At 52.2% G+C, this 20,632-nt stretch carries 30 protein-coding genes; 28 read left to right on the top strand and 2 right to left on the bottom strand.

Going from position 1 to position 20,632, the window contains the following annotated elements; translation table 11 throughout:
- Positions 1-17 precede the first annotated feature (17 nt).
- Complete coding sequence (locus tag ACZ3HG_RS10715; protein ID WP_191934605.1) at positions 18-1,919, bottom strand: ABC transporter ATP-binding protein; 1,902 nt, start codon at positions 1,917-1,919, stop codon at positions 18-20.
- A gap of 125 nt (positions 1,920-2,044) precedes the next feature.
- Between ACZ3HG_RS10715 and kefG the strand changes: the two genes are divergently transcribed.
- The 4 genes from kefG to slyD all read left to right on the top strand — a co-directional run bounded on the left by kefG (position 2,045) and on the right by slyD (position 5,396).
- Entirely contained in the window at positions 2,045-2,596 is a 552-nt protein-coding gene (gene kefG / locus ACZ3HG_RS10710; RefSeq protein WP_191934625.1) for a glutathione-regulated potassium-efflux system ancillary protein KefG, read from the top strand.
- On the top strand, positions 2,597-4,402 hold the full coding sequence (gene kefB, locus ACZ3HG_RS10705) for a glutathione-regulated potassium-efflux system protein KefB (protein WP_191934606.1): 1,806 nt from the start codon (positions 2,597-2,599) through the stop codon (positions 4,400-4,402).
- A 101-nt stretch (positions 4,403-4,503) separates the two neighbouring features.
- On the top strand, positions 4,504-4,704 hold the full coding sequence (locus tag ACZ3HG_RS10700; RefSeq protein WP_162901020.1) for a YheV family putative zinc ribbon protein: 201 nt from the start codon (positions 4,504-4,506) through the stop codon (positions 4,702-4,704).
- Between the two features lie 137 nt (positions 4,705-4,841).
- Entirely contained in the window at positions 4,842-5,396 is a 555-nt protein-coding gene (gene slyD / locus ACZ3HG_RS10695) for a peptidylprolyl isomerase (protein WP_187510409.1), read from the top strand.
- 303 nt (positions 5,397-5,699) lie between these two features.
- Here the strand turns inward: slyD and ACZ3HG_RS10690 are convergent, their stop codons facing one another.
- Complete coding sequence (locus tag ACZ3HG_RS10690; protein ID WP_191934607.1) at positions 5,700-5,918, bottom strand: SlyX family protein; 219 nt, start codon at positions 5,916-5,918, stop codon at positions 5,700-5,702.
- A gap of 289 nt (positions 5,919-6,207) precedes the next feature.
- Between ACZ3HG_RS10690 and fkpA the strand changes: the two genes are divergently transcribed.
- The 24 genes from fkpA to rpsN all read left to right on the top strand — a co-directional run bounded on the left by fkpA (position 6,208) and on the right by rpsN (position 20,608).
- A complete protein-coding gene (gene fkpA / locus ACZ3HG_RS10685) occupies positions 6,208-7,038 on the top strand; it encodes an FKBP-type peptidyl-prolyl cis-trans isomerase (protein WP_191934608.1) in 831 nt (276 codons plus the stop codon).
- A gap of 201 nt (positions 7,039-7,239) precedes the next feature.
- On the top strand, positions 7,240-7,962 hold the full coding sequence (locus tag ACZ3HG_RS10680; protein WP_191934609.1) for a helix-turn-helix transcriptional regulator: 723 nt from the start codon (positions 7,240-7,242) through the stop codon (positions 7,960-7,962).
- Positions 7,962-8,348, top strand: a complete 387-nt coding sequence (gene tusD, locus ACZ3HG_RS10675) for a sulfurtransferase complex subunit TusD (protein WP_191934610.1) — start codon at positions 7,962-7,964, stop codon at positions 8,346-8,348. Before ACZ3HG_RS10680 ends, tusD begins: the two co-directional genes overlap by 1 nt.
- Positions 8,348-8,707, top strand: coding sequence for a sulfurtransferase complex subunit TusC (tusC, locus tag ACZ3HG_RS10670; RefSeq protein WP_191934611.1), 360 nt, complete (start codon positions 8,348-8,350; stop codon positions 8,705-8,707). The genes tusD and tusC overlap by 1 nt, the downstream gene beginning before the upstream one ends.
- Positions 8,708-8,714: 7 nt before the next feature.
- Entirely contained in the window at positions 8,715-9,002 is a 288-nt protein-coding gene (gene tusB / locus ACZ3HG_RS10665; RefSeq protein WP_191936700.1) for a sulfurtransferase complex subunit TusB, read from the top strand.
- 126 nt (positions 9,003-9,128) lie between these two features.
- Positions 9,129-9,503, top strand: coding sequence for a 30S ribosomal protein S12 (gene rpsL, locus ACZ3HG_RS10660; RefSeq protein ID WP_003852912.1), 375 nt, complete (start codon positions 9,129-9,131; stop codon positions 9,501-9,503).
- 96 nt (positions 9,504-9,599) lie between these two features.
- Positions 9,600-10,070, top strand: coding sequence for a 30S ribosomal protein S7 (gene rpsG, locus ACZ3HG_RS10655; protein ID WP_004160604.1), 471 nt, complete (start codon positions 9,600-9,602; stop codon positions 10,068-10,070).
- Between the two features lie 93 nt (positions 10,071-10,163).
- Complete coding sequence (gene fusA / locus ACZ3HG_RS10650) at positions 10,164-12,278, top strand: elongation factor G (protein ID WP_062747531.1); 2,115 nt, start codon at positions 10,164-10,166, stop codon at positions 12,276-12,278.
- A gap of 68 nt (positions 12,279-12,346) precedes the next feature.
- Positions 12,347-13,531, top strand: a complete 1,185-nt coding sequence (gene tuf / locus ACZ3HG_RS10645; RefSeq protein WP_255851371.1) for an elongation factor Tu — start codon at positions 12,347-12,349, stop codon at positions 13,529-13,531.
- 387 nt (positions 13,532-13,918) lie between these two features.
- Positions 13,919-14,230: a 30S ribosomal protein S10 gene (gene rpsJ, locus ACZ3HG_RS10640; protein ID WP_001181005.1), complete on the top strand. Its 312-nt coding sequence runs from the start codon at positions 13,919-13,921 to the stop codon at positions 14,228-14,230.
- Positions 14,231-14,262: 32 nt separating this feature from the next.
- Positions 14,263-14,892: a 50S ribosomal protein L3 gene (rplC, locus tag ACZ3HG_RS10635; RefSeq protein ID WP_048917638.1), complete on the top strand. Its 630-nt coding sequence runs from the start codon at positions 14,263-14,265 to the stop codon at positions 14,890-14,892.
- 10 nt (positions 14,893-14,902) lie between these two features.
- Complete coding sequence (gene rplD, locus ACZ3HG_RS10630) at positions 14,903-15,508, top strand: 50S ribosomal protein L4 (protein ID WP_023656564.1); 606 nt, start codon at positions 14,903-14,905, stop codon at positions 15,506-15,508.
- Positions 15,505-15,807 (top strand): 50S ribosomal protein L23, encoded by a 303-nt coding sequence (rplW, locus tag ACZ3HG_RS10625; RefSeq protein WP_062749336.1) that lies wholly within the window; start codon positions 15,505-15,507, stop codon positions 15,805-15,807. Before rplD ends, rplW begins: the two co-directional genes overlap by 4 nt.
- Positions 15,808-15,824: 17 nt before the next feature.
- Positions 15,825-16,646, top strand: a complete 822-nt coding sequence (rplB, locus tag ACZ3HG_RS10620; RefSeq protein ID WP_118665377.1) for a 50S ribosomal protein L2 — start codon at positions 15,825-15,827, stop codon at positions 16,644-16,646.
- Positions 16,647-16,662: 16 nt separating this feature from the next.
- Positions 16,663-16,941, top strand: a complete 279-nt coding sequence (rpsS, locus tag ACZ3HG_RS10615; protein ID WP_004160590.1) for a 30S ribosomal protein S19 — start codon at positions 16,663-16,665, stop codon at positions 16,939-16,941.
- A 14-nt stretch (positions 16,942-16,955) separates the two neighbouring features.
- On the top strand, positions 16,956-17,288 hold the full coding sequence (gene rplV, locus ACZ3HG_RS10610; protein ID WP_000447532.1) for a 50S ribosomal protein L22: 333 nt from the start codon (positions 16,956-16,958) through the stop codon (positions 17,286-17,288).
- A gap of 17 nt (positions 17,289-17,305) precedes the next feature.
- Positions 17,306-18,004 (top strand): 30S ribosomal protein S3, encoded by a 699-nt coding sequence (gene rpsC, locus ACZ3HG_RS10605; protein WP_002919766.1) that lies wholly within the window; start codon positions 17,306-17,308, stop codon positions 18,002-18,004.
- A 12-nt stretch (positions 18,005-18,016) separates the two neighbouring features.
- Complete coding sequence (gene rplP / locus ACZ3HG_RS10600; RefSeq protein ID WP_002438716.1) at positions 18,017-18,427, top strand: 50S ribosomal protein L16; 411 nt, start codon at positions 18,017-18,019, stop codon at positions 18,425-18,427.
- A complete protein-coding gene (gene rpmC / locus ACZ3HG_RS10595; RefSeq protein WP_048917635.1) occupies positions 18,427-18,618 on the top strand; it encodes a 50S ribosomal protein L29 in 192 nt (63 codons plus the stop codon). The genes rplP and rpmC overlap by 1 nt, the downstream gene beginning before the upstream one ends.
- The gene (rpsQ, locus tag ACZ3HG_RS10590; RefSeq protein WP_048917634.1) at positions 18,618-18,872 is read left to right on the top strand and encodes a 30S ribosomal protein S17; all 255 of its coding nucleotides are present in this window, start codon (positions 18,618-18,620) and stop codon (positions 18,870-18,872) included. Before rpmC ends, rpsQ begins: the two co-directional genes overlap by 1 nt.
- 166 nt (positions 18,873-19,038) lie before the next feature.
- On the top strand, positions 19,039-19,410 hold the full coding sequence (gene rplN, locus ACZ3HG_RS10585; RefSeq protein WP_015960712.1) for a 50S ribosomal protein L14: 372 nt from the start codon (positions 19,039-19,041) through the stop codon (positions 19,408-19,410).
- Between the two features lie 10 nt (positions 19,411-19,420).
- Positions 19,421-19,735 carry a 50S ribosomal protein L24 gene (gene rplX, locus ACZ3HG_RS10580; protein WP_048917632.1) on the top strand — a complete coding sequence of 105 codons (315 nt, stop codon included), beginning with the start codon at positions 19,421-19,423 and terminating at the stop codon, positions 19,733-19,735.
- Between the two features lie 14 nt (positions 19,736-19,749).
- On the top strand, positions 19,750-20,289 hold the full coding sequence (gene rplE / locus ACZ3HG_RS10575) for a 50S ribosomal protein L5 (protein ID WP_013204126.1): 540 nt from the start codon (positions 19,750-19,752) through the stop codon (positions 20,287-20,289).
- 13 nt (positions 20,290-20,302) lie between these two features.
- Positions 20,303-20,608, top strand: coding sequence for a 30S ribosomal protein S14 (gene rpsN / locus ACZ3HG_RS10570; protein ID WP_052902737.1), 306 nt, complete (start codon positions 20,303-20,305; stop codon positions 20,606-20,608).
- The last annotated feature ends 24 nt before the right edge of the window (positions 20,609-20,632 follow it).

The following is a 20,632-nucleotide window of genomic DNA, read 5'->3' as shown; positions in this document are numbered from 1 at the left end:
GCGCCCGGATTAATGAGTCAGGCATTCATGATCGATTCTAACGCTTCCTGGGCTTCCAGCCATTCCATTTCGCACGCTTCCAGCGCTGATTTCGCCGTTGCCTGCTGTTGCAGCGCGGCGGTCAGATCGGCTTTACGGCTCTGCTCGTAAATCGCGCTGTCAGACAGCTGATTTTCTGCATCAGCCAGTTGGGCATTATGCTTTTCCATCTGCTTTTCCAGTTTCTCAATCTGCTTACGCAGTGGCTGAGTCTGGGTACGCAATTCGGCATCGCGGCGCTTCTGATCTTTACGCGCCTGCGCGCTGTTGGCGCTGTCGGCCTTCGGGGCGGCATCGGCACTGGCCTGTCGTTGCTGGTCACTCAGCCACTGCTGATAATCTTCCAGGTCCCCTTCAAAGGCTTCCACTTTGCCATCGTGCACCAGATACAGGTCATCGGTGGTCGAGCGCAGCAGGTGGCGGTCATGCGAGACGACAACCAGCGCACCTTCGAAATCAATCAGCGCTTCGGTCAGAGCCTGGCGCATATCGAGATCAAGGTGGTTTGTCGGTTCATCCAGCAGCAGCAGATTCGGGCGCTGCCAGACAACCAGAGCCAGGACCAGGCGTGCTTTTTCGCCGCCGGAGAAACGGCGTGTCTCTTCGCTGACCTTATCACCCTGGAAACCAAAGCCGCCGAGGTAGTCACGCAGCTGCTGTTCCAGCACCTTCGGGGCCAGACGCACCAGATGCTGGAGGGGGGACTCATCGGCGCGCAGAAACTCCAGCTGGTGCTGGGCGAAGTAGCCAAGCTTAATACCCTTCGCCAGGCCGATATCGCCCTGCAGCGGTGCCAGTTCGCCCGCCAGCAGCTTGATCAGGGTCGATTTACCCGCCCCGTTACGCCCCAGCAGGCCAATGCGCGATCCGGGAACCAGGTTCAGTTTAATGGAGTTGAGGATCTTCCTGTCACCGTAGCCCGCGCTGACTTTCTCCATTTTCAGCAGCGGATTAGGCAGACTTTCCGGCTCGCGGAAGCTGAAGGTAAACGGGTTGTCGACGTGGGCCGGTGCAATAAGCTCCATGCGCTCCAGCGTTTTAATGCGGCTCTGTGCCTGCTTCGCTTTACTGGCTTTCGCCTTAAAGCGGTCAATAAAACTTTGCAGGTGCGCCACTTTCTGCTGCTGATGTTCGAACATCGACTGCTGTTGAGAAAGGCGGGTGGCGCGCTGGATCTCGAAGGAGCTGTAGTTACCGGTATATTCAAAGATCGACTGCTGTTCAATATGCAGGATTTTATCAACGACCGGATCAAGGAAGTCACGGTCGTGTGAGATCAGGACCAGCGTGCCGCTGTAGCTTTTCAGCCAACGTTCCAGCCAGATCACTGCATCGAGATCGAGGTGGTTAGTGGGTTCATCCAGCAGCAGCAGGTCAGAACGGCAGATCAGCGCCTGCGCAAGGTTAAGACGCATACGCCAGCCGCCAGAAAAATCACTCACCGGGCGCTGCAGCTGGTCCTGGGTGAAACCGAGACCGTCAAGCAGGCTGGCCGCGCGAGACTGAATGGTCCAGGCCTGAACCGCATCCAGCTTGCCGTGCAGTGTGGCGATAGCGTGGCCATCGTTAATCTCGTTGGCCTGCGCTAATTCAGACTCCAGCTGACGAAATTCACGGTCACCGTCGATAACATACTCAATGGCGGGAATGTCCAGCGCCGGCGTTTCCTGATTCACCCAAGCGAGTGACCAGGTACCCGGATAGCTGAAGCTGCCTGCATCGGCGCTTATCTCGTTTTTCAGCAGGGCCAGCAGCGTGGATTTGCCGCAGCCGTTTTTGCCCACCAGGCCCACTTTCTGACCGGGGTTGATCGTGGCTGTTGCGTTGTCCAGCAGTACGCGGACACCGCGACGAATTTGTAACGAGGAGAATACAATCATAAGCGCCGTAAGTTCAGAGTATGTTAAATTACACCATCATAATCAGTTTTCGGAATCACAGAGTTCCGTTGCGTCGAGCATGGTAGCGGAAATCTCCCGCCATGACGACGATTTGGAGGGGAATGATGTCGCAGCCGCCTAAAGTCCTGCTGTTGTATGCCCATCCGGAGTCTCAGGATTCGATTGCTAATCGCGTTTTGTTACAGCCGGCGCATCATCTGGAGCATGTAACGGTTCACGATCTGTACGCACACTATCCTGACTTTTTTATTGATGTTCACCGTGAACAGCAGCTACTGCGTGAACATGACGTCATTGTTTTCCAACATCCTCTTTACACTTACAGCTGTCCTGCGCTGCTGAAAGAGTGGCTGGACCGCGTGTTGTCGCGGGGTTTTGCCAGCGGTCCCGGCGGTAATATGCTGGAAGGAAAATACTGGCGCAGCGTGATCACTACCGGTGAACCCGAAGCGGCCTACCATCAGGAAGGGCTGAACCGTTATCCGATGTCGGACATTATGCGTCCGTTCGAACTGACGGCACAGATGTGCAATATGCATTGGATGACGCCAATGGTGATTTACTGGGCACGTCGTCAGTCGGCTGACGTGATGAAAAATTATGCCCGCGCCTATGGCGACTGGCTGGCAACCCCGTTGCCGCATGGAGGAGTGTAGATGGAAGGTCAAAGCCTCCTGACCGCAGGGGTGGTGTATTTGTTTGCGGCGGTGATCGCCGTGCCGATTGCAGCGCGTCTGGGTATCGGCGCGGTATTAGGCTATTTACTGGCCGGGATTGCTATCGGCCCCTGGGGGCTCGGGTTTATCAGCGACGTTGATGAAATCCTGCACTTCTCGGAGCTGGGCGTGGTGTTCCTGATGTTTATCATCGGGCTGGAGCTGAAACCCTCCAAACTGTGGGAACTGAGACGGTCTATATTTGGCGTGGGTGCGGCCCAGGTGATCCTCAGTGCGCTGGTGCTGGGAGGATTATTATGGCTGACCGATTTCTCCTGGCAGGCAGCAATCGTCGGTGGCATCGGTCTGGCGATGTCATCAACCGCGATGGCCTTGCAGCTCATGCGCGACAAAGCAATGAACCGCAATGAGTCCGGGCAACTTGGCTTCTCCGTGCTGCTGTTCCAGGATTTAGCGGTTATTCCTGCGCTGGCGCTGGTGCCGTTGCTTGCCGGCGGTGATAGCGGACATACCGACTGGATGAAAGTCGGTATGAAGGTGCTGGCCTTTGGCGGCATGCTGGTCGGGGGGCGTTATCTGCTGCGGCCAATCTTCCGCTTTATCGCCGCCTCCGGCGTCCGTGAAGTCTTCACTGCGGCCGCTCTGTTGCTGGTGCTGGGGTCTGCCCTGTTTATGGATGCACTGGGGCTGTCGATGGCGCTCGGTACCTTTATTGCCGGTATCCTGCTGGCCGAAAGTGAATATCGCCACGAGCTGGAAATCGCTATCGATCCGTTTAAAGGACTGCTGCTGGGCCTGTTCTTTATTTCGGTGGGGATGGCGTTAAACCTTGGCGTGCTCTATACCCATATCATTGAAATCCTCATCGGTGTTATCACACTGGTGGCAGTGAAAACCGGCGTGCTTTATCTGCTGTCGCGCATTTATGGCCTGCGCAGTTCTGAACGATTGCAGTTTGCCGGGGTGCTCAGTCAGGGGGGGGAGTTTGCGTTCGTCCTGTTCTCGGCGGCGGCCTCCGCGAAACTGTTCAGTGGCGATCAGATGCCCCTGCTGCTGGTGACGGTGACGTTGTCGATGATGACCACGCCGCTGCTGATGCAAGGCGTGGATAAGATCCTCGCACGGCGCTTCAATGAGGTGGATGACAGCCAGGAAAAACCGTTTGTTGAAGATGATAAGCCGCAGGTCATTGTCGTTGGGTTTGGCCGCTTCGGACAGGTTGTTGCCCGCCTGCTGATGGCTAATGAAAAACGTATTACGGTCCTCGAACGCGACATCAGTGCGGTCAGCCTGATGCGAAAATATGGTTACAAAGTGTATTACGGTGATGCGACTGAACTGGAGCTTCTGCGTGCCGCAGGGGCAGAAACGGCACAGTCGATCGTGATAACCTGTAACGGCCCGGAAGATGCGATGGAGATTGTTCATCTCTGTCAGCAGCACTTCCCGCATCTGCAAATCCTGGCCCGCGCCCGTGGCCGCGTTGAGGCACACGAACTGCTGCAGGCGGGAGTCTCACAGTTTTCTCGTGAAACCTTTAGCAGTGCGCTGGAGCTGGGCCGAAAGACGCTGATGACGCTGGGCATGCACCCGCATCAGGCGTTTCGCGCACAGCAACACTTCCGTCGCCTGGATATGCGCATGCTGCGTGAGCTGATGCCGAATCATACCGACAGTCAGCAGATCTCAAGGGTGAAAGAAGCCCGACGCGAACTGGAGGATATCTTCCAGGCCGAAATGCAGCATGAGAAGCGGCAGTTTGACGGCTGGGATGAGGCCGATTGATGACATCAGTCGGCCCGCAGGGAGCGGTGCTTGTCTGGCTGCACCCTGCGGCACAACGGGCTGACCGTAACTAAAGGTCATCCCCTACAGATTTATGGGTGATTAATATGCGTAAACGTTTTATCGCTGGTGCAACCTGTCCGAAGTGTCAGGCAAAAGATACACTCGCTTTGTGGCGGGAAAATAATATCGATGTGGTGGAGTGCGTTAAGTGCGGCCATCAGATGCGCGAAGCCGACAAGCAGGCGCGTGAGCAGGTGCGAACCCATGAGCAGGTGATTGGGATATTTCACCCTGAGTAACGCCGGAGGTACAGCTTTTTTTCAGTTGTTCCTTACAGCCGCGTTGAAATTCGATACAATCGTCGCCACTTAGAGCACCAGGCTGCAAATAACAGTCAATGAATCAGGGCTCAAGCTCTCAACGGTTAGGAGTAATCATGAAAGTAGCAAAAGACCTCGTGGTCAGCCTGGCATACCAGGTACGTACAGAAGACGGTGTGTTGGTTGATGAGTCTCCGGTGAGTGCACCGCTGGACTACCTGCACGGTCATGGTTCCCTGATCTCCGGGCTGGAAAAAGCGTTGGAAGATCATGTGGTAGGCGATAAGTTTGATGTGAACATCGCGTCAAACGATGCGTACGGTGCCTACGACGATAATCTGGTACAGCGCGTACCAAAAGACGTATTTATGGGCGTTGACGAACTGCAGGTAGGCATGCGCTTCCTGGCAGAAACCGACCAGGGCCCGGTACCGGTGGAAATCACCGAAGTGGAAGATGAGCACGTTGTGGTTGACGGTAACCATATGCTGGCGGGTCAGAACCTGAGCTTTAACGTCGAAGTGATCGCAATCCGCGAAGCAACGGAAGAAGAGCTGGCTCACGGTCACGTTCACGGTGCTGATGGTCATCACCACGACCACGACCATGACCATGACCATGACCACGGTCAGGGTGGTTGCGGGACGGGCGGCTGTGGCTGTAGCCACTAATATCCTCTCGTCTTTCGCGCATTAGCAGCGTTGGCTTCACTTCCGAATGCCAGTGACATAGTTATCTGTGCTGTCGGGAATTCACAAGGTTTACCGGCCTGCTACAATGCAAAATACTGTGCAATATCAGTAATAAAGGCCACCTAAGGGTGGCCTTTTTGCTTTCTTGCGTTCGATAGACAAATGAACGAGCGTGGGGATGCAGGGCGCAAGGCAGCGGGAAAGCACAGCATACATCGACAGGTGAGTATTCACGCGGACGGGGCAACGCAGCAGCTCTCTGCAGCCATTCTGATAAGACTATTAATAATGGGGGGGAGGCGTCTCTTCGGACTGGTCCGCCAGCATGGAGGGTGCGGCCTCTCTCAGCTTATCGGTGAGCAGTCGCATCTGATCGCGCAGGCGTGCCATTTCCAGCTCATGCTGAACTACCGTCATGTTGAGCTCTTCAAGGGTATGTTCCTGAAACGCCAGTTTGCTTTCCATCATCTCCAGCCGTTGTTCCAGCGCGGACTGTTGCATTTTGTTTCCTCTTGTTACTACCGGCCCTTCATCAGGGCTCGTGAATTTTCTGATTCTAACGGTAAAATGCAGGCAGAAGTAAGCGTTATGGCGTAAATTGGCCGCCAGAGGTTGAAAAGGCGCAGGGATGCCACCACACCTGTGTTGAAACTTTCGGATAATCACGCGGTCGGAAGTTAACTTCGCGTTTTTACGGCGTGACTGTTTTGTCATCGCGCCACCAGGTATATTACAGGCCGCAGGTCTGCAACGATTTCCGAGGTGAGATGCTTCGGTTTTGGAGAGATGGATGAAATCATTGTTTAAAGTTACATTGCTAGCAACCACGATGGCTGTTGCACTGAATGCTCCTCTGGTAATGGCTGCTGATGCTGTTCCGGTTAAGCCAACTGCACAGCAGCAGGCCCCGAAAAATGCCGCATTCAAAAATGACGACCAGCAGTCGGCATATGCGCTGGGCGCCTCTTTAGGTCGCTACATGGAAAACTCCCTGAAGGAGCAGGAAAAACTGGGCATCGCACTGGATAAAGACCAGCTTATCGCTGGTGTTCAGGATGCGTTTGCCGGTAAGAGCAAACTCTCCGATCAGGAAATTGAACAAACCCTGCAATCCTTCGAAGGTCGTGTGAAGGGTGCAGCCCAGGCGAAGATGGAAAAAGACGCGAAAGAGAACACCGCAAAAGGTGAAGCTTTTGCGACGAAGTTCGCTAAAGAAAAAGGCGTGAAGAAAACAGAATCTGGTCTGCTGTATCAGGTAGAGAAAGAAGGTACCGGTGAGACACCTAAAGACAGCGATACCGTCGTAGTGAACTACAAAGGTACGCTGATTGATGGTACAGAGTTTGACAACTCTTACACGCGTGGTGAGCCCCTGTCGTTCCGTCTGGATGGTGTTATCCCGGGCTGGACTGAAGGTCTGAAGCACGTGAAGAAAGGCGGCAAGATCAAGCTGGTGATCCCACCGAACCTGGCTTACGGCAAAAATGGCGTTCCGGGTATCCCGGCTAACTCCACCCTGGTCTTTGATGTTGAGCTGCTCGATATCAAACCAGCGGCGAAAGCGGATAACAACGCAGAGCAGGCCGCCCCGGCCGCTGGCGACGCAAAAGCCAAAAAATAAGATGATGAACGCCACCTCCGGGTGGCGTTTTTTTTTGCCTTACCCCGCTGTTTTCACACCTTTTTTGCGCCATGTTGTATTTAACGACAAAGGGCGGGACACGCCTTTCCCATATTTGCTAGACTACCCCGCGCGCATTTAATAAGAATGAGTCTGCCCTGGCGCCGTGTGACAGGCTCTTGTCAAAGGGTGGTGTCGTTGATGTCTAATTCACTTTTCTCCGGTGAGGTTGCGGATTCGGAGCTGCTGGAGCAGCACCCCTTTACGCCCGGTGATTTCGAAATTCTAAAATCCTATGAAGCCGTGGTTGACGGGCTTGCCATGCTGATCGGTTCGCACTGCGAGATCGTCCTGCACTCGCTTGAAGACCTGAAGTGCTCGGCGGTACGTATTGCCAACGGGGAACATACCGGTCGTAAAATCGGTTCGCCGATTACTGACCTCGCCCTGCGTATGTTGCATGACATGAGGGGGGCAGACAGTAATGTATCCAAAGCCTACTTTACCCGAGCCAAAAGCGGCGTACTGATGAAGTCCGTTACGATCGCTATCCGCAATCGAGACCAGCGGGTGATCGGACTGCTGTGCATTAATATGAATCTCGACGTGCCGTTCTCGCAGATAATGGCGACGTTTATGCCGCCTGAAACGCAGGAAGTGGCCTCCTCGGTCAACTTCGCCTCATCCGTCGAAGATCTGGTTATGCAGACGCTGGAGTTCACTATCGAAGAGGTCAGTGCCGATCGTAACGTGTCCAACAATGCCAAGAATCGCCAGATTGTTCTCAACATGTATGAGAAGGGCATTTTTGATATTAAAGATGCGATTAATCAGGTCGCCGACCGCCTCAATATCTCTAAGCACACCGTGTATCTCTATATCCGGCAGTTTAAAAACGGCGATTTCCACGGGCAGGAAAAGTAATGCGTTTTTGTCTGATGGTGACCGGGCCGGCCTATGGTACACAGCAGGCAAGTAGCGCCTGGCTGTTTGCCAATGCCGTACTGGAAGAGGGACATACGCTGGACAGTATCTTCTTCTACCGGGAGGGTGTGCTCAATGCCAGCCTGTTAAACGCACCAGCCAGCGATGAGTTCGACCTGACGCGCGGCTGGCAGCAGCTACATGAACAGCAAGGTGTTCAGTTGAATATCTGCGTGGCGGCCGCGCTGCGTCGGGGAATTACCGACTGTCAGGAAGCCACTCAGCTTGGCCTGCCTGTTGCTAACCTGGCGGAGGGATTCCAACTATCAGGCCTGGGCTCGCTGGCAGAAGCTGCACTGACCTGCGATCGTCTGGTGCAGTTCTGATGGCCCGTATAGCGTTTGTTTTCACCCAGGCTCCGCATGGCTCTTCCAGTGGTCGTGAAGGGCTGGATGCCGTTCTGGCCACATCAGCACTGAGCGATGAGATTGCGCTGTTCTTTATCAGCGATGGGGTACTGCAACTGACCGCAGGGCAGCAGCCGCAGCAGATCCTGGCGCGAAACTACATCGCTACCTTTGGCGTGCTGCCGCTGTATGATGTTGAGCACTGCTATGTGTGTGCGGCAGCCCTGGCAGAAAGAGGAATAGCAGCAGATGCTGCCCGGGTACTGGCGACAGAGATGCTGGCACCGGATGCCCTGCGCGCCAGGCTAAACGATTACGATCGTATCATTACCTTCTGAGGTTGCCATGCTACATACTCTGATGACCTCACCCTTCCGTACGGATCTATCTGCCCTGCTACGTCTGCTAGCGGAGGGCGATGCGGTGCTGCTGCTACAGGACGGGGTGATTGCTGCCCTGGACGGGAGTCCGGCACTTGAAGCGCTGCTAAATGCCCCCATCTCAGTGTACGTGCTACGGGAAGATCTTGATGCGCGCGGGCTGACTGCTCAAATTTCATCCAAAGTGACCGTAGTAGGCTATACTGGTTTCGTTAAGCTGGCGGTCAGTCATCCACAACAAATGACCTGGTAAGTACGGTAATCCTGGTTATTTCTTGACTCTTTTCTAGCCGAGCCCTAAAATTCTGCGGCCTCGTGATTCCGCGAGGCGATTTATTACGTGTTTACGAAGCAAAAGCTAAATCCCAGGAGCTATTTAATGGCAACAGTTAATCAGCTGGTTCGCAAACCACGCGTACGCAAAGTTGCAAAGAGCAACGTGCCTGCGCTGGAAGCCTGCCCGCAGAAACGTGGTGTATGTACTCGTGTATACACTACTACCCCTAAAAAACCGAACTCCGCACTGCGTAAAGTATGTCGTGTTCGTTTGACCAACGGTTTTGAAGTTACCTCCTACATCGGCGGTGAAGGTCATAACCTGCAGGAACACTCCGTGATCCTGATCCGTGGCGGTCGTGTAAAAGACTTGCCAGGTGTGCGTTACCACACCGTTCGTGGCGCGCTGGACTGCTCAGGTGTTAAAGACCGTAAGCAGGCTCGCTCCAAGTACGGCGTGAAGAAGCCAAAGGCTTAATGGTTCTCCGTTAAGTAAGGCCAAACGTTTTATCTTAAATGTCATAATAAACTCGTAGAGTTTTGGACAATCCTGAATTAACAACGGAGTATTTCCATGCCACGTCGTCGCGTCATTGGTCAGCGTAAAATCCTGCCAGATCCTAAGTTCGGATCAGAATTGCTGGCCAAATTTGTCAATATCCTGATGGTAGATGGTAAAAAATCTACTGCTGAAACTATCGTTTATAACGCGCTGGAGACCCTGGCTCAGCGTTCTGGTAAAAACGAGCTGGAAGCATTCGAAGTAGCCCTGGACAACGTCCGCCCAACCGTGGAAGTTAAATCCCGTCGCGTTGGTGGTTCTACTTATCAGGTACCAGTTGAAGTCCGTCCGGTTCGTCGTAATGCTCTGGCAATGCGTTGGATCGTAGAAGCTGCTCGTAAACGCGGTGATAAATCTATGGCTCTGCGCCTGGCGAACGAACTTTCTGATGCTGCAGAAAACAAAGGCACTGCAGTGAAGAAACGTGAAGACGTTCACCGTATGGCCGAAGCCAACAAGGCGTTCGCTCACTACCGCTGGTAACAGCTCTGTAGTTGTTATAAACCCAGCGGGCGTCCCAGTGACTCACCTGCTGGGCTTTTTTAACTTAGAACGTCTAAGAATCAGAGGAATCAAATGGCTCGTAAAACACCCATTGAGCGCTACCGTAACATTGGTATCAGCGCACACATCGACGCCGGTAAGACGACCACTACCGAACGTGTTCTGTTCTACACCGGTGTAAACCACAAAATCGGTGAAGTACATGACGGCGCGGCTACCATGGACTGGATGGAGCAGGAACAGGAACGTGGTATTACCATCACTTCCGCTGCGACCACCTGTTTCTGGTCTGGTATGGCTAAGCAGTTCGAGCCACACCACGTAAACATCATCGACACCCCGGGACACGTTGACTTCACTATCGAAGTTGAGCGTTCTATGCGTGTGCTTGATGGCGCAGTAATGGTTTACTGTGCGGTTGGTGGCGTTCAGCCACAGTCTGAGACCGTATGGCGCCAGGCTAACAAATATAAAGTTCCACGCATCGCGTTCGTTAACAAAATGGACCGCATGGGTGCTAACTTCCTGAAAGTCGTAGAGCAGATGAAAGCGCGACTGGGTGCAAACCCGGTGCCATTGCAGCTGGCTATTGGCGCAGAAGAGAAATTCACCGGTGTTGTTGACCTGGTGAAAATGAAAGCGATCAACTGGAACGATGCCGATCAGGGCGTTACCTTCGTATACGAAGATATTCCAGCTGATATGCAGGAACAGGCTGAAGAATGGCGTGCGAAGCTGGTTGAAGCCGCAGCTGAAGGTTCTGATGAGCTGATGGAGAAATTCTTCGGCGGTGAAGAGCTGACTGAAGAAGAGATTAAAGAATCTCTGCGTAAGCGCGTTCTGAACAACGATATCATCCTGGTCACCTGTGGTTCTGCCTTTAAGAACAAAGGTGTTCAGGCGATGCTGGATGCGGTTGTTGAATATCTGCCAGCACCGACTGACGTTACCGCGATCAACGGTATGCTGGATGATGGCAAAGATACTCCGGCTGTTCGTCACTCAGACGACAACGAGCCATTTGCTGCTCTGGCGTTCAAAATCGCTACCGACCCATTCGTGGGTAACCTGACCTTCTTCCGCGTGTACTCTGGCGTGGTGAACTCAGGCGATACCGTGTTTAACCCGGTTAAATCTGCGCGTGAGCGTCTGGGCCGTATCGTACAGATGCACGCCAACAAGCGTGAAGAGATCAAAGAAGTTCGTGCAGGCGACATCGCTGCAGCTATCGGTCTGAAAGACGTGACCACTGGTGACACCCTGTGTGACCCGGACAACGTTATCATTCTGGAGCGCATGGAGTTCCCAGAGCCGGTCATCTCGATCGCTGTTGAACCAAAAACCAAAGCTGACCAGGAAAAAATGGGTCTGGCTCTGGGTCGTCTGGCTAAAGAAGACCCATCATTCCGCGTATGGACTGATGAAGAAACTAACCAGACCATCATCGCCGGTATGGGTGAGCTGCACCTGGACATCATCGTTGACCGCATGAAGCGTGAATTCAACGTTGAAGCCAACGTCGGTAAACCTCAGGTTGCTTACCGTGAAGCGATTCGCGCGAAAGTTACCGATATCGAAGGTAAACACGCCAAGCAGTCTGGTGGTCGTGGTCAGTACGGTCATGTTGTTATCGACATGTACCCACTGGAGCCGGGCGTTAACCCTAAAGGTTATGAGTTCGTCAACGACATCAAAGGCGGCGTGATTCCTGGTGAATACATCCCTGCAGTTGATAAAGGTATCCAGGAGCAGCTGAAGTCAGGCCCGCTGGCTGGTTATCCGGTAGTTGACCTGGGTGTTCGTCTGCACTTCGGTTCTTACCATGACGTTGACTCCTCAGAGTTGGCGTTTAAACTGGCTGCTTCTATTGCGTTCAAAGACGGCTTTAAGAAAGCAACACCAGTTCTGCTTGAGCCGATCATGAAGGTTGAAGTAGAGACTCCGGAAGAGAACACCGGTGACGTTATCGGTGACCTTAGCCGTCGTCGTGGTATGCTCAAAGGACAGGAATCTAACGCTACTGGCGTTCAGATTCACGCTGAAGTTCCGCTGTCTGAAATGTTCGGATACGCGACTCAGTTGCGTTCTCTGACTAAAGGCCGTGCTTCATACTCCATGGAGTTCCTGAAGTATGATGATGCGCCGAACAACGTCGCTCAGGCCGTAATTGAAGCTCGTAGCAAATAAGCTACAGTTTAAATATTGATCATATGCTCTCACCAAAGGGTGAGAGCATTAAAGTAAGGAATATTGTCGTGGCTAAAGAGAAATTTGAACGTTCCAAACCGCACGTCAACGTAGGTACTATCGGCCACGTTGACCACGGTAAAACTACCCTGACTGCAGCTATCACCACCGTTCTGGCTAAAACCTACGGCGGTTCTGCTCGTGCATTCGACCAGATCGATAACGCACCAGAAGAAAAAGCACGTGGTATCACCATCAACACGTCTCACGTTGAATATGACACCCCAACTCGCCACTACGCGCACGTTGACTGCCCAGGCCACGCCGACTATGTGAAAAACATGATCACCGGTGCTGCTCAGATGGACGGCGCTATCCTGGTTGTTGCTGCGACTGACGGCCCAATGCCTCAGACCCGTGAGCACATCCTGCTGGGTCGCCAGGTTGGCGTTCCGTTCATGATCGTATTCATGAACAAATGCGACATGGTTGACGACGAAGAGCTGCTGGAGCTGGTTGAAATGGAAGTGCGTGAGCTGCTGTCTGCTTACGATTTCCCTGGCGACGACATCCCGGTTGTTCGTGGTTCTGCACTGAAAGCCCTGCAGGGTGAAGCAGAGTGGGAAGCGAAAATCATCGAACTGGCTGGTCACCTGGATAACTACATCCCAGAGCCAGAGCGTGCGATTGATAAGCCATTCCTGCTGCCAATCGAAGACGTCTTCTCTATCTCCGGCCGTGGTACTGTTGTGACCGGTCGTGTAGAGCGCGGTATCGTTAAAGTCGGTGAAGAAGTTGAGATCGTTGGTATCAAAGATACCGTGAAATCAACCTGTACCGGTGTTGAAATGTTCCGTAAGCTGCTGGACGAAGGCCGTGCGGGTGAGAACTGTGGTATCCTGCTGCGCGGTGTTAAGCGTGAAGATATCCAGCGTGGCCAGGTACTGGCTAAGCCAGGTTCAATCAAGCCACACACCAAGTTCGAGTCAGAAGTTTATATTCTGTCTAAAGATGAAGGCGGCCGTCATACTCCGTTCTTCAAAGGCTACCGTCCACAGTTCTACTTCCGTACAACTGACGTGACCGGTACCATCGAACTGCCAGAAGGCGTGGAAATGGTTATGCCAGGCGACAACATTCAGATGGTTGTTACCCTGATCCACCCAATCGCAATGGACGACGGTCTGCGTTTCGCAATTCGCGAAGGCGGCCGTACCGTTGGTGCAGGTGTTGTTGCTAAAGTTATCGCTTAATTGTCGAAACTTGTCTGGCAGAGCATGCTCTGCCAGAGCAAAAGAAAAGAGAGCGCTTCGGCGCTCTTTTTTTTATCTGTAGAAAGAGGGAAGCCTGACAATCCCGCCCGTTACGGCAGGGGAGGGCATTTGCTCTCCCGATGAGTAACATCCCATCAGCGATAAAACACACAATGCAGTTGCTTTACCCCTGAATGTACGTATAATACGCGGGCCTGCCAATACGGCCTGGCGCGATTCAATATGAGTCGCAGACAAGTACGAAAGTGCCTGTCAACAATACTCGCGATATGCGGGTTATGTGCTCAACGATTACACTCCTCCATCAATCGTAATGGATGCGAGTAGTAATTCTTTTCGTTTATAAATAATTGGAGCTCTGGTCTCATGCAGAACCAAAGAATCCGTATCCGTCTTAAAGCGTTTGATCATCGTCTGATCGATCAATCAACTGCGGAAATCGTAGAGACTGCCAAGCGCACTGGTGCGCAGGTACGTGGTCCTATCCCGCTGCCGACCCGCAAAGAGCGCTTTACCGTTCTGATCTCTCCGCACGTCAACAAAGATGCGCGCGATCAGTATGAGATTCGCACTCACAAGCGTCTGGTTGACATCGTTGAGCCAACCGAGAAAACGGTTGATGCTCTGATGCGTCTGGATCTGGCTGCAGGTGTTGACGTGCAGATCAGCCTGGGTTAATCAGGTCATTGAGCGATTGAGAGGTTGAAACAATGATTGGTTTAGTCGGTAAAAAAGTGGGTATGACCCGTATCTTCACAGAAGATGGCGTTTCTATCCCTGTAACCGTGATCGAAATTGAAGCAAACCGCGTTACTCAGGTCAAAGGCCTGGAAAACGACGGTTACACTGCTATCCAGGTAACTACCGGTGCTAAAAAAGCAAACCGTGTAACTAAGCCTGAAGCAGGTCACTTTGCTAAAGCTGGCGTTGAAGCTGGCCGTGGTCTGTGGGAATTCCGCACCGTTGAAGGCGCTGAGTTCACTGTAGGTCAGAGCATTAATGTTGACATTTTCGCTGACGTGAAAAAAGTTGACGTGACTGGAACATCTAAAGGTAAAGGTTTTGCCGGTACTGTAAAGCGCTGGAACTTCCGTACTCAGGATGCTACGCACGGTAACTCCTTGTCACACCGCGTACCGGGTTCTATCGGTCAGAACCAGACTCCGGGCAAAGTGTTCAAAGGCAAGAAAATGGCAGGCCAGATGGGCAACGAGCGTGTAACAGTTCAGAGTCTGGACGTTGTACGTGTTGACGCTGAGCGCAACCTGCTGCTGGTTAAAGGTGCAGTACCCGGTGCTACCGGTTGCGACCTTATCGTTAAACCAGCTGTGAAGGCGTAAGGGGATAGCAATGGAATTAGTATTGAAAGACGCGCAAAGCGCGCTGACTGTTTCCGAAACTACCTTCGGTCGTGATTTCAACGAAGCGCTGGTACACCAGGTTGTTGTTGCTTATGCAGCAGGTGCTCGTCAGGGTACTCGTGCTCAGAAGACTCGTGCTGAAGTAACTGGTTCCGGCAAAAAGCCGTGGCGCCAGAAAGGTACCGGCCGCGCTCGTGCAGGTTCTGTAAAGAGCCCAATCTGGCGTTCAGGTGGTGTGACCTTTGCTGCGAAGCCACAGGACCACAGTCAAAAAGTTAACAAAAAGATGTACCGCGGCGCGCTGAAAAGCATCCTGTCCGAACTGGTACGTCAAGATCGTCTGATCGTTGTCGAGCAGTTCTCTCTGGAAGCTCCTAAAACGAAGCTGCTGGTAGAAAAACTGAAAGACATGGCTCTGGAAGACGTGCTGATCATCACTGGCGAACTGGAAGAGAACCTGTTCCTGGCCGCGCGTAACCTGTACAAGGTTGACGTACGTGATGCAGCGGGTATCGACCCAGTTAGCCTGATCGCCTTCGACAAAGTCGTTATGACTGCTGACGCAGTTAAGCAAGTTGAGGAGATGCTGGCATGATCCGTGAAGAACGTCTGCTGAAAGTACTGCGCGCGCCGCACGTATCTGAAAAAGCATCTGCTGCGATGGAAAAAACTAACACCATCGTTCTCAAAGTTGCGAAAGACGCGACCAAAGCAGAAATCAAAGCCGCTGTACAGAAACTTTTCGAAGTAGAAGTTGAAGTCGTGAACACTTTGCTGGTTAAAGGCAAAACTAAGCGTTCTGGACAGCGTATTGGTCGTCGTAGCGACTGGAAAAAAGCTTACGTCACCCTGAAAGAAGGCCAGAATCTGGACTTCGCAGGCGGCGCTGAGTAAGTCGGAGGAGAAGAACAATGGCAATTGTTAAATGTAAACCGACATCTCCGGGTCGTCGCCATGTAGTTAAAGTGGTAAACGCGGAGCTGCACAAGGGCAAACCATTCGCCCCGCTGGTTGAGAAAAACAGCAAATCCGGTGGCCGTAACAACAATGGTCGCATCACTACCCGTCATATCGGTGGTGGTCACAAGCAGGCTTACCGTATTGTTGACTTCAAACGCAACAAAGATGGTATCCCAGCGACCGTTGAACGTCTTGAGTACGATCCGAACCGCTCTGCGAACATCGCACTGGTTCTGTACAAAGATGGCGAACGCCGTTACATCCTGGCCCCTAAAGGCCTGAAAGCTGGCGACCAGATTCAGTCTGGCGTTGATGCTGCGATTAAAGCAGGTAACACCCTGCCGATGCGTAACATCCCAGTGGGTTCTACCGTGCATAACGTAGAAATGAAACCAGGCAAAGGCGGTCAGATTGCTCGCTCTGCTGGTACTTACGTGCAGATCGTTGCGCGTGAAGGTTCTTACGTTACCCTGCGTCTGCGTTCTGGTGAAATGCGTAAAGTCGAAATTGACTGCCGCGCAACCCTGGGCGAAGTCGGTAATGCTGAGCATATGCTTCGCGTTCTGGGTAAAGCCGGTGCAGCTCGTTGGCGTGGTATTCGTCCTACCGTTCGCGGTACGGCGATGAACCCAGTTGATCACCCGCACGGTGGTGGTGAGGGTAAAAACTTTGGTAAGCACCCGGTAACCCCGTGGGGCGTTCAGACCAAAGGTAAGAAAACCCGCAGCAACAAGCGTACCGATAAGTTCATCGTACGTCGCCGTAGCAAATAATTTTAGAGGATAAGCCATGCCACGTTCTCTCAAGAAAGGTCCTTTTATTGACCTGCACTTGCTGAAGAAGGTAGAGAAAGCTTTGGAAAGCGGAGACAAGAAGCCACTGCGCACCTGGTCCCGTCGTTCAACGATCTTCCCTAACATGATCGGTTTGACCATCGCTGTCCATAATGGTCGTCAGCACGTTCCTGTCTTTGTTTCCGACGAAATGGTCGGTCACAAACTGGGTGAATTTGCACCGACCCGTACTTATCGCGGCCACGCGGCTGATAAAAAAGCCAAGAAACGCTAAGGCAGGAGGAAGAGATGGAAACTATCGCTAAACATCGCCACGCTCGTTCTTCTGCACAGAAGGTTCGCCTGGTAGCGGATCTTGTACGCGGTAAGAAAGTGTCGCAGGCTCTGGACATTTTGACCTACACCAATAAGAAAGCGGCTGTACTGGTCAAGAAAGTCCTGGAATCTGCCATTGCTAACGCCGAACACAACGATGGCGCTGACATTGATGATCTGAAAGTCACGAAGATCTTCGTTGACGAAGGCCCAAGCATGAAGCGCATTATGCCTCGTGCAAAAGGTCGTGCAGATCGCATCCTGAAGCGCACCAGCCACATTACTGTGGTTGTGTCCGATCGCTGAGACTCTGGAGACTAGCAATGGGTCAGAAAGTACATCCTAATGGTATTCGCCTGGGTATTGTTAAACCCTGGAACTCTACCTGGTTCGCAAATACCAAAGAATTCGCTGACAACCTGGACAGCGACTTTAAAGTGCGTCAGTTCCTGACTAAAGAACTGGCTAAAGCATCCGTTTCTCGTATCGTTATCGAGCGTCCGGCTAAGAGCATCCGTGTGACTATTCACACCGCTCGCCCAGGCATCGTTATCGGTAAGAAAGGCGAAGATGTAGAAAAACTGCGCAAGGTCGTAGCGGATATCGCTGGCGTTCCTGCACAGATCAATATCGCCGAAGTCCGTAAACCGGAACTGGACGCTAAATTGGTTGCTGACAGCATCACTTCACAGCTGGAGCGTCGTGTGATGTTCCGTCGTGCTATGAAGCGTGCTGTACAGAACGCAATGCGTCTGGGCGCTAAAGGGATCAAAGTTGAAGTTAGTGGCCGTCTTGGCGGTGCAGAAATCGCGCGTACTGAATGGTACCGTGAAGGCCGCGTGCCACTGCACACTCTGCGTGCAGACATTGACTACAACACCTCTGAAGCCCACACCACTTATGGTGTAATCGGCGTTAAGGTATGGATCTTCAAAGGTGAGATCCTGGGTGGTATGGCTGCTGTTGAACAACCGGAACCGGCTGCTCAACCTAAAAAGCAGCAGCGTAAAGGCCGTAAGTAAGGAGAGTCGCTGATGTTACAACCAAAGCGTACAAAATTCCGTAAAGTGCATAAAGGCCGCAACCGTGGTCTGGCGCAGGGTACGGATGTTAGCTTCGGTACTTTCGGTCTGAAAGCTGTTGGCCGTGGTCGTCTGACTGCACGTCAGATCGAAGCAGCACGTCGTGCTATGACCCGTGCAGTTAAGCGTCAAGGTAAAATTTGGATCCGTGTATTCCCGGACAAACCAATTACCGAGAAGCCGCTGGAAGTGCGTATGGGTAAAGGTAAAGGTAACGTAGAGTATTGGGTTGCCTTGATCCAGCCTGGTAAAGTCCTGTATGAAATGGACGGCGTACCGGAAGAGCTGGCCCGTGAAGCATTCAAGCTGGCAGCAGCAAAACTGCCTATCAAAACCACCTTTGTAACTAAGACGGTGATGTAATGAAAGCAACAGAGCTGCGTGAAAAAAGCGTTGAAGAGCTGAACACTGAGCTACTTAACCTACTGCGTGAGCAGTTCAATCTGCGCATGCAGGCAGCATCCGGCCAACTTCAACAGACTCACGTCTTGAAGAATGTTCGTCGTGATGTTGCACGCGTTAAGACTTTACTGACTGAGAAGGCGGGTGCGTAATGACCGATAAAATCCGTACTCTGCAAGGTCGTGTTCTGAGTGACAAAATGGAGAAATCCATTGTTGTTGCAATCGAACGTGTTGTGAAGCACCCGATCTACGGGAAATTCATCAAACGTACGACCAAACTGCACGTACATGACGAGAACAACGAATGTGGTATCGGCGACGTGGTTGAAATCCGCGAATGCCGTCCACTGTCCAAGACTAAGTCCTGGACGCTGGTTCGCGTTGTAGAGAAAGCGATTCTGTAATAGAATCTGCCGTCTCTAAAAAATAAGATAAGCGGCTCGCAAGAGCCGTTTATTTTTTCTACCCATATGCAGGAAGCAGTGTTATAATGCTGCGCCCTCAATATGGGGCTTTTATACGACCTGAATCAGGTCCCGAAGTAGTAGTTGACATTAGCGGAGCACTAAAATGATCCAAGAACAGACTATGCTGACCGTCGCCGACAACTCCGGTGCACGTCGCGTAATGTGTATCAAGGTTCTGGGTGGCTCGCACCGTCGCTACGCAGGCGTAGGCGACATCATCAAAATTACCATCAAGGAAGCAATTCCTCGCGGTAAGGTTAAGAAGGGTGATGTGCTGAAAGCGGTAGTGGTGCGCACCAGGAAGGGTGTTCGTCGCCCGGACGGTTCTGTCATTCGCTTCGATGGTAATGCATGCGTTATTTTAAATAATAACAGTGAGCAGCCTATCGGAACGCGTATTTTTGGGCCGGTAACTCGTGAACTTCGTACTGAAAAGTTCATGAAAATTATCTCTCTGGCACCAGAAGTACTCTAAGGAGCGAAAAATGGCAGCTAAAATCCGTCGCGATGACGAAGTTATCGTGCTGACCGGCAAAGATAAAGGTAAGCGCGGTAAAGTAAAAAATGTTCTGTCTTCAGGCAAACTGATTGTTGAAGGTATTAACCTGGTTAAGAAGCACTCAAAGCCGGTTCCGGCTCTGAACCAACCAGGTGGCATCGTTGAAAAAGAAGCTGCTATTCAGGTTTCTAACGTTGCACTCTTCAACTCGGCAACCGGCAAGGCTGACCGTGTAGGCTTTAGATTCGAAGACGGCAAAAAAGTCCGTTTCTTCAAATCGAACAGCGAAACTATCAAGTAATTTGGAGTAGTACGATGGCGAAACTGCATGATTACTACAAAGACGAAGTAGTTAAACAACTCATGACTGAGTTTAGCTACAATTCTGTCATGCAAGTCCCTCGGGTCGAGAAGATCACCCTGAATATGGGTGTAGGTGAAGCGATCGCTGACAAGAAACTGCTGGACAATGCAGCAGCTGACTTGGCAGCAATCTCCGGTCAAAAGCCGTTTATCACCAAAGCACGCAAATCAGTTGCAGGCTTCAAAATCCGTCAGGGCTATCCGATCGGCTGTAAAGTAACTCTGCGTGGCGAACGCATGTGGGAGTTCTTTGAGCGTCTGATTTCTATTGCTGTTCCACGTATCCGTGACTTCCGTGGCTTGTCCGCTAAGTCATTCGATGGCCGTGGTAACTACAGCATGGGCGTTCGTGAGCAGATCATCTTCCCAGAGATCGACTATGACAAAGTCGACCGCGTTCGTGGTTTGGATATCACCATTACCACCACTGCGAAATCTGATGATGAAGGCCGCGCACTTTTGGCTGCTTTTAACTTCCCGTTCCGCAAGTAAGGCAGGGTTACTGATGGCTAAGCAATCGATGAAAGCACGCGAAGTCGTTCGCGTGAAACTGGCTGACAAGTACCGCGCTAAACGCGAGGAACTGAAAGCTATCATTTCTAGTGTGAACTCATCCGACGAAGATCGTTGGAATGCTGTTCTCAAGCTGCAAACTCTGCCGCGTGATTCCAGCCCGTCTCGTCAGCGTAACCGCTGCCGCCAAACTGGCCGTCCACATGGTTATGTGGGCAAATTCGGTCTGAGCCGTATCAAGTTGCGTGAAGCCGCCATGCGCGGTGAAGTACCTGGCTTGAAAAAGGCTAGCTGGTAATTACCAATTGAATCACGGGAGTAA

This window comes from Erwinia sp. PME.40.26/001 (assembly GCF_055556675.1).
Note: the sequence above shows the minus strand (reverse complement) of the source record. Positions and strands in the feature narration are given on the sequence as shown.

Coding starts and splice junctions, on each gene's coding strand:
- ACZ3HG_RS10715 (WP_191934605.1), bottom strand. CDS start 1,919: ATGATTGTATTCTCCTCGTTACAAATTCGTCGCGGTGTCCGCGTACTG.
- kefG (WP_191934625.1), top strand. CDS start 2,045: ATGTCGCAGCCGCCTAAAGTCCTGCTGTTGTATGCCCATCCGGAGTCT.
- kefB (WP_191934606.1), top strand. CDS start 2,597: ATGGAAGGTCAAAGCCTCCTGACCGCAGGGGTGGTGTATTTGTTTGCG.
- slyD (WP_187510409.1), top strand. CDS start 4,842: ATGAAAGTAGCAAAAGACCTCGTGGTCAGCCTGGCATACCAGGTACGT.
- ACZ3HG_RS10690 (WP_191934607.1), bottom strand. CDS start 5,918: ATGCAACAGTCCGCGCTGGAACAACGGCTGGAGATGATGGAAAGCAAA.
- fkpA (WP_191934608.1), top strand. CDS start 6,208: ATGAAATCATTGTTTAAAGTTACATTGCTAGCAACCACGATGGCTGTT.
- ACZ3HG_RS10680 (WP_191934609.1), top strand. CDS start 7,240: ATGTCTAATTCACTTTTCTCCGGTGAGGTTGCGGATTCGGAGCTGCTG.
- tusD (WP_191934610.1), top strand. CDS start 7,962: ATGCGTTTTTGTCTGATGGTGACCGGGCCGGCCTATGGTACACAGCAG.
- tusC (WP_191934611.1), top strand. CDS start 8,348: ATGGCCCGTATAGCGTTTGTTTTCACCCAGGCTCCGCATGGCTCTTCC.
- tusB (WP_191936700.1), top strand. CDS start 8,715: ATGCTACATACTCTGATGACCTCACCCTTCCGTACGGATCTATCTGCC.
- rpsL (WP_003852912.1), top strand. CDS start 9,129: ATGGCAACAGTTAATCAGCTGGTTCGCAAACCACGCGTACGCAAAGTT.
- rpsG (WP_004160604.1), top strand. CDS start 9,600: ATGCCACGTCGTCGCGTCATTGGTCAGCGTAAAATCCTGCCAGATCCT.
- fusA (WP_062747531.1), top strand. CDS start 10,164: ATGGCTCGTAAAACACCCATTGAGCGCTACCGTAACATTGGTATCAGC.
- rpsJ (WP_001181005.1), top strand. CDS start 13,919: ATGCAGAACCAAAGAATCCGTATCCGTCTTAAAGCGTTTGATCATCGT.
- rplC (WP_048917638.1), top strand. CDS start 14,263: ATGATTGGTTTAGTCGGTAAAAAAGTGGGTATGACCCGTATCTTCACA.
- rplD (WP_023656564.1), top strand. CDS start 14,903: ATGGAATTAGTATTGAAAGACGCGCAAAGCGCGCTGACTGTTTCCGAA.
- rplW (WP_062749336.1), top strand. CDS start 15,505: ATGATCCGTGAAGAACGTCTGCTGAAAGTACTGCGCGCGCCGCACGTA.
- rplB (WP_118665377.1), top strand. CDS start 15,825: ATGGCAATTGTTAAATGTAAACCGACATCTCCGGGTCGTCGCCATGTA.
- rpsS (WP_004160590.1), top strand. CDS start 16,663: ATGCCACGTTCTCTCAAGAAAGGTCCTTTTATTGACCTGCACTTGCTG.
- rplV (WP_000447532.1), top strand. CDS start 16,956: ATGGAAACTATCGCTAAACATCGCCACGCTCGTTCTTCTGCACAGAAG.
- rpsC (WP_002919766.1), top strand. CDS start 17,306: ATGGGTCAGAAAGTACATCCTAATGGTATTCGCCTGGGTATTGTTAAA.
- rplP (WP_002438716.1), top strand. CDS start 18,017: ATGTTACAACCAAAGCGTACAAAATTCCGTAAAGTGCATAAAGGCCGC.
- rpmC (WP_048917635.1), top strand. CDS start 18,427: ATGAAAGCAACAGAGCTGCGTGAAAAAAGCGTTGAAGAGCTGAACACT.
- rpsQ (WP_048917634.1), top strand. CDS start 18,618: ATGACCGATAAAATCCGTACTCTGCAAGGTCGTGTTCTGAGTGACAAA.
- rplN (WP_015960712.1), top strand. CDS start 19,039: ATGATCCAAGAACAGACTATGCTGACCGTCGCCGACAACTCCGGTGCA.
- rplX (WP_048917632.1), top strand. CDS start 19,421: ATGGCAGCTAAAATCCGTCGCGATGACGAAGTTATCGTGCTGACCGGC.
- rplE (WP_013204126.1), top strand. CDS start 19,750: ATGGCGAAACTGCATGATTACTACAAAGACGAAGTAGTTAAACAACTC.
- rpsN (WP_052902737.1), top strand. CDS start 20,303: ATGGCTAAGCAATCGATGAAAGCACGCGAAGTCGTTCGCGTGAAACTG.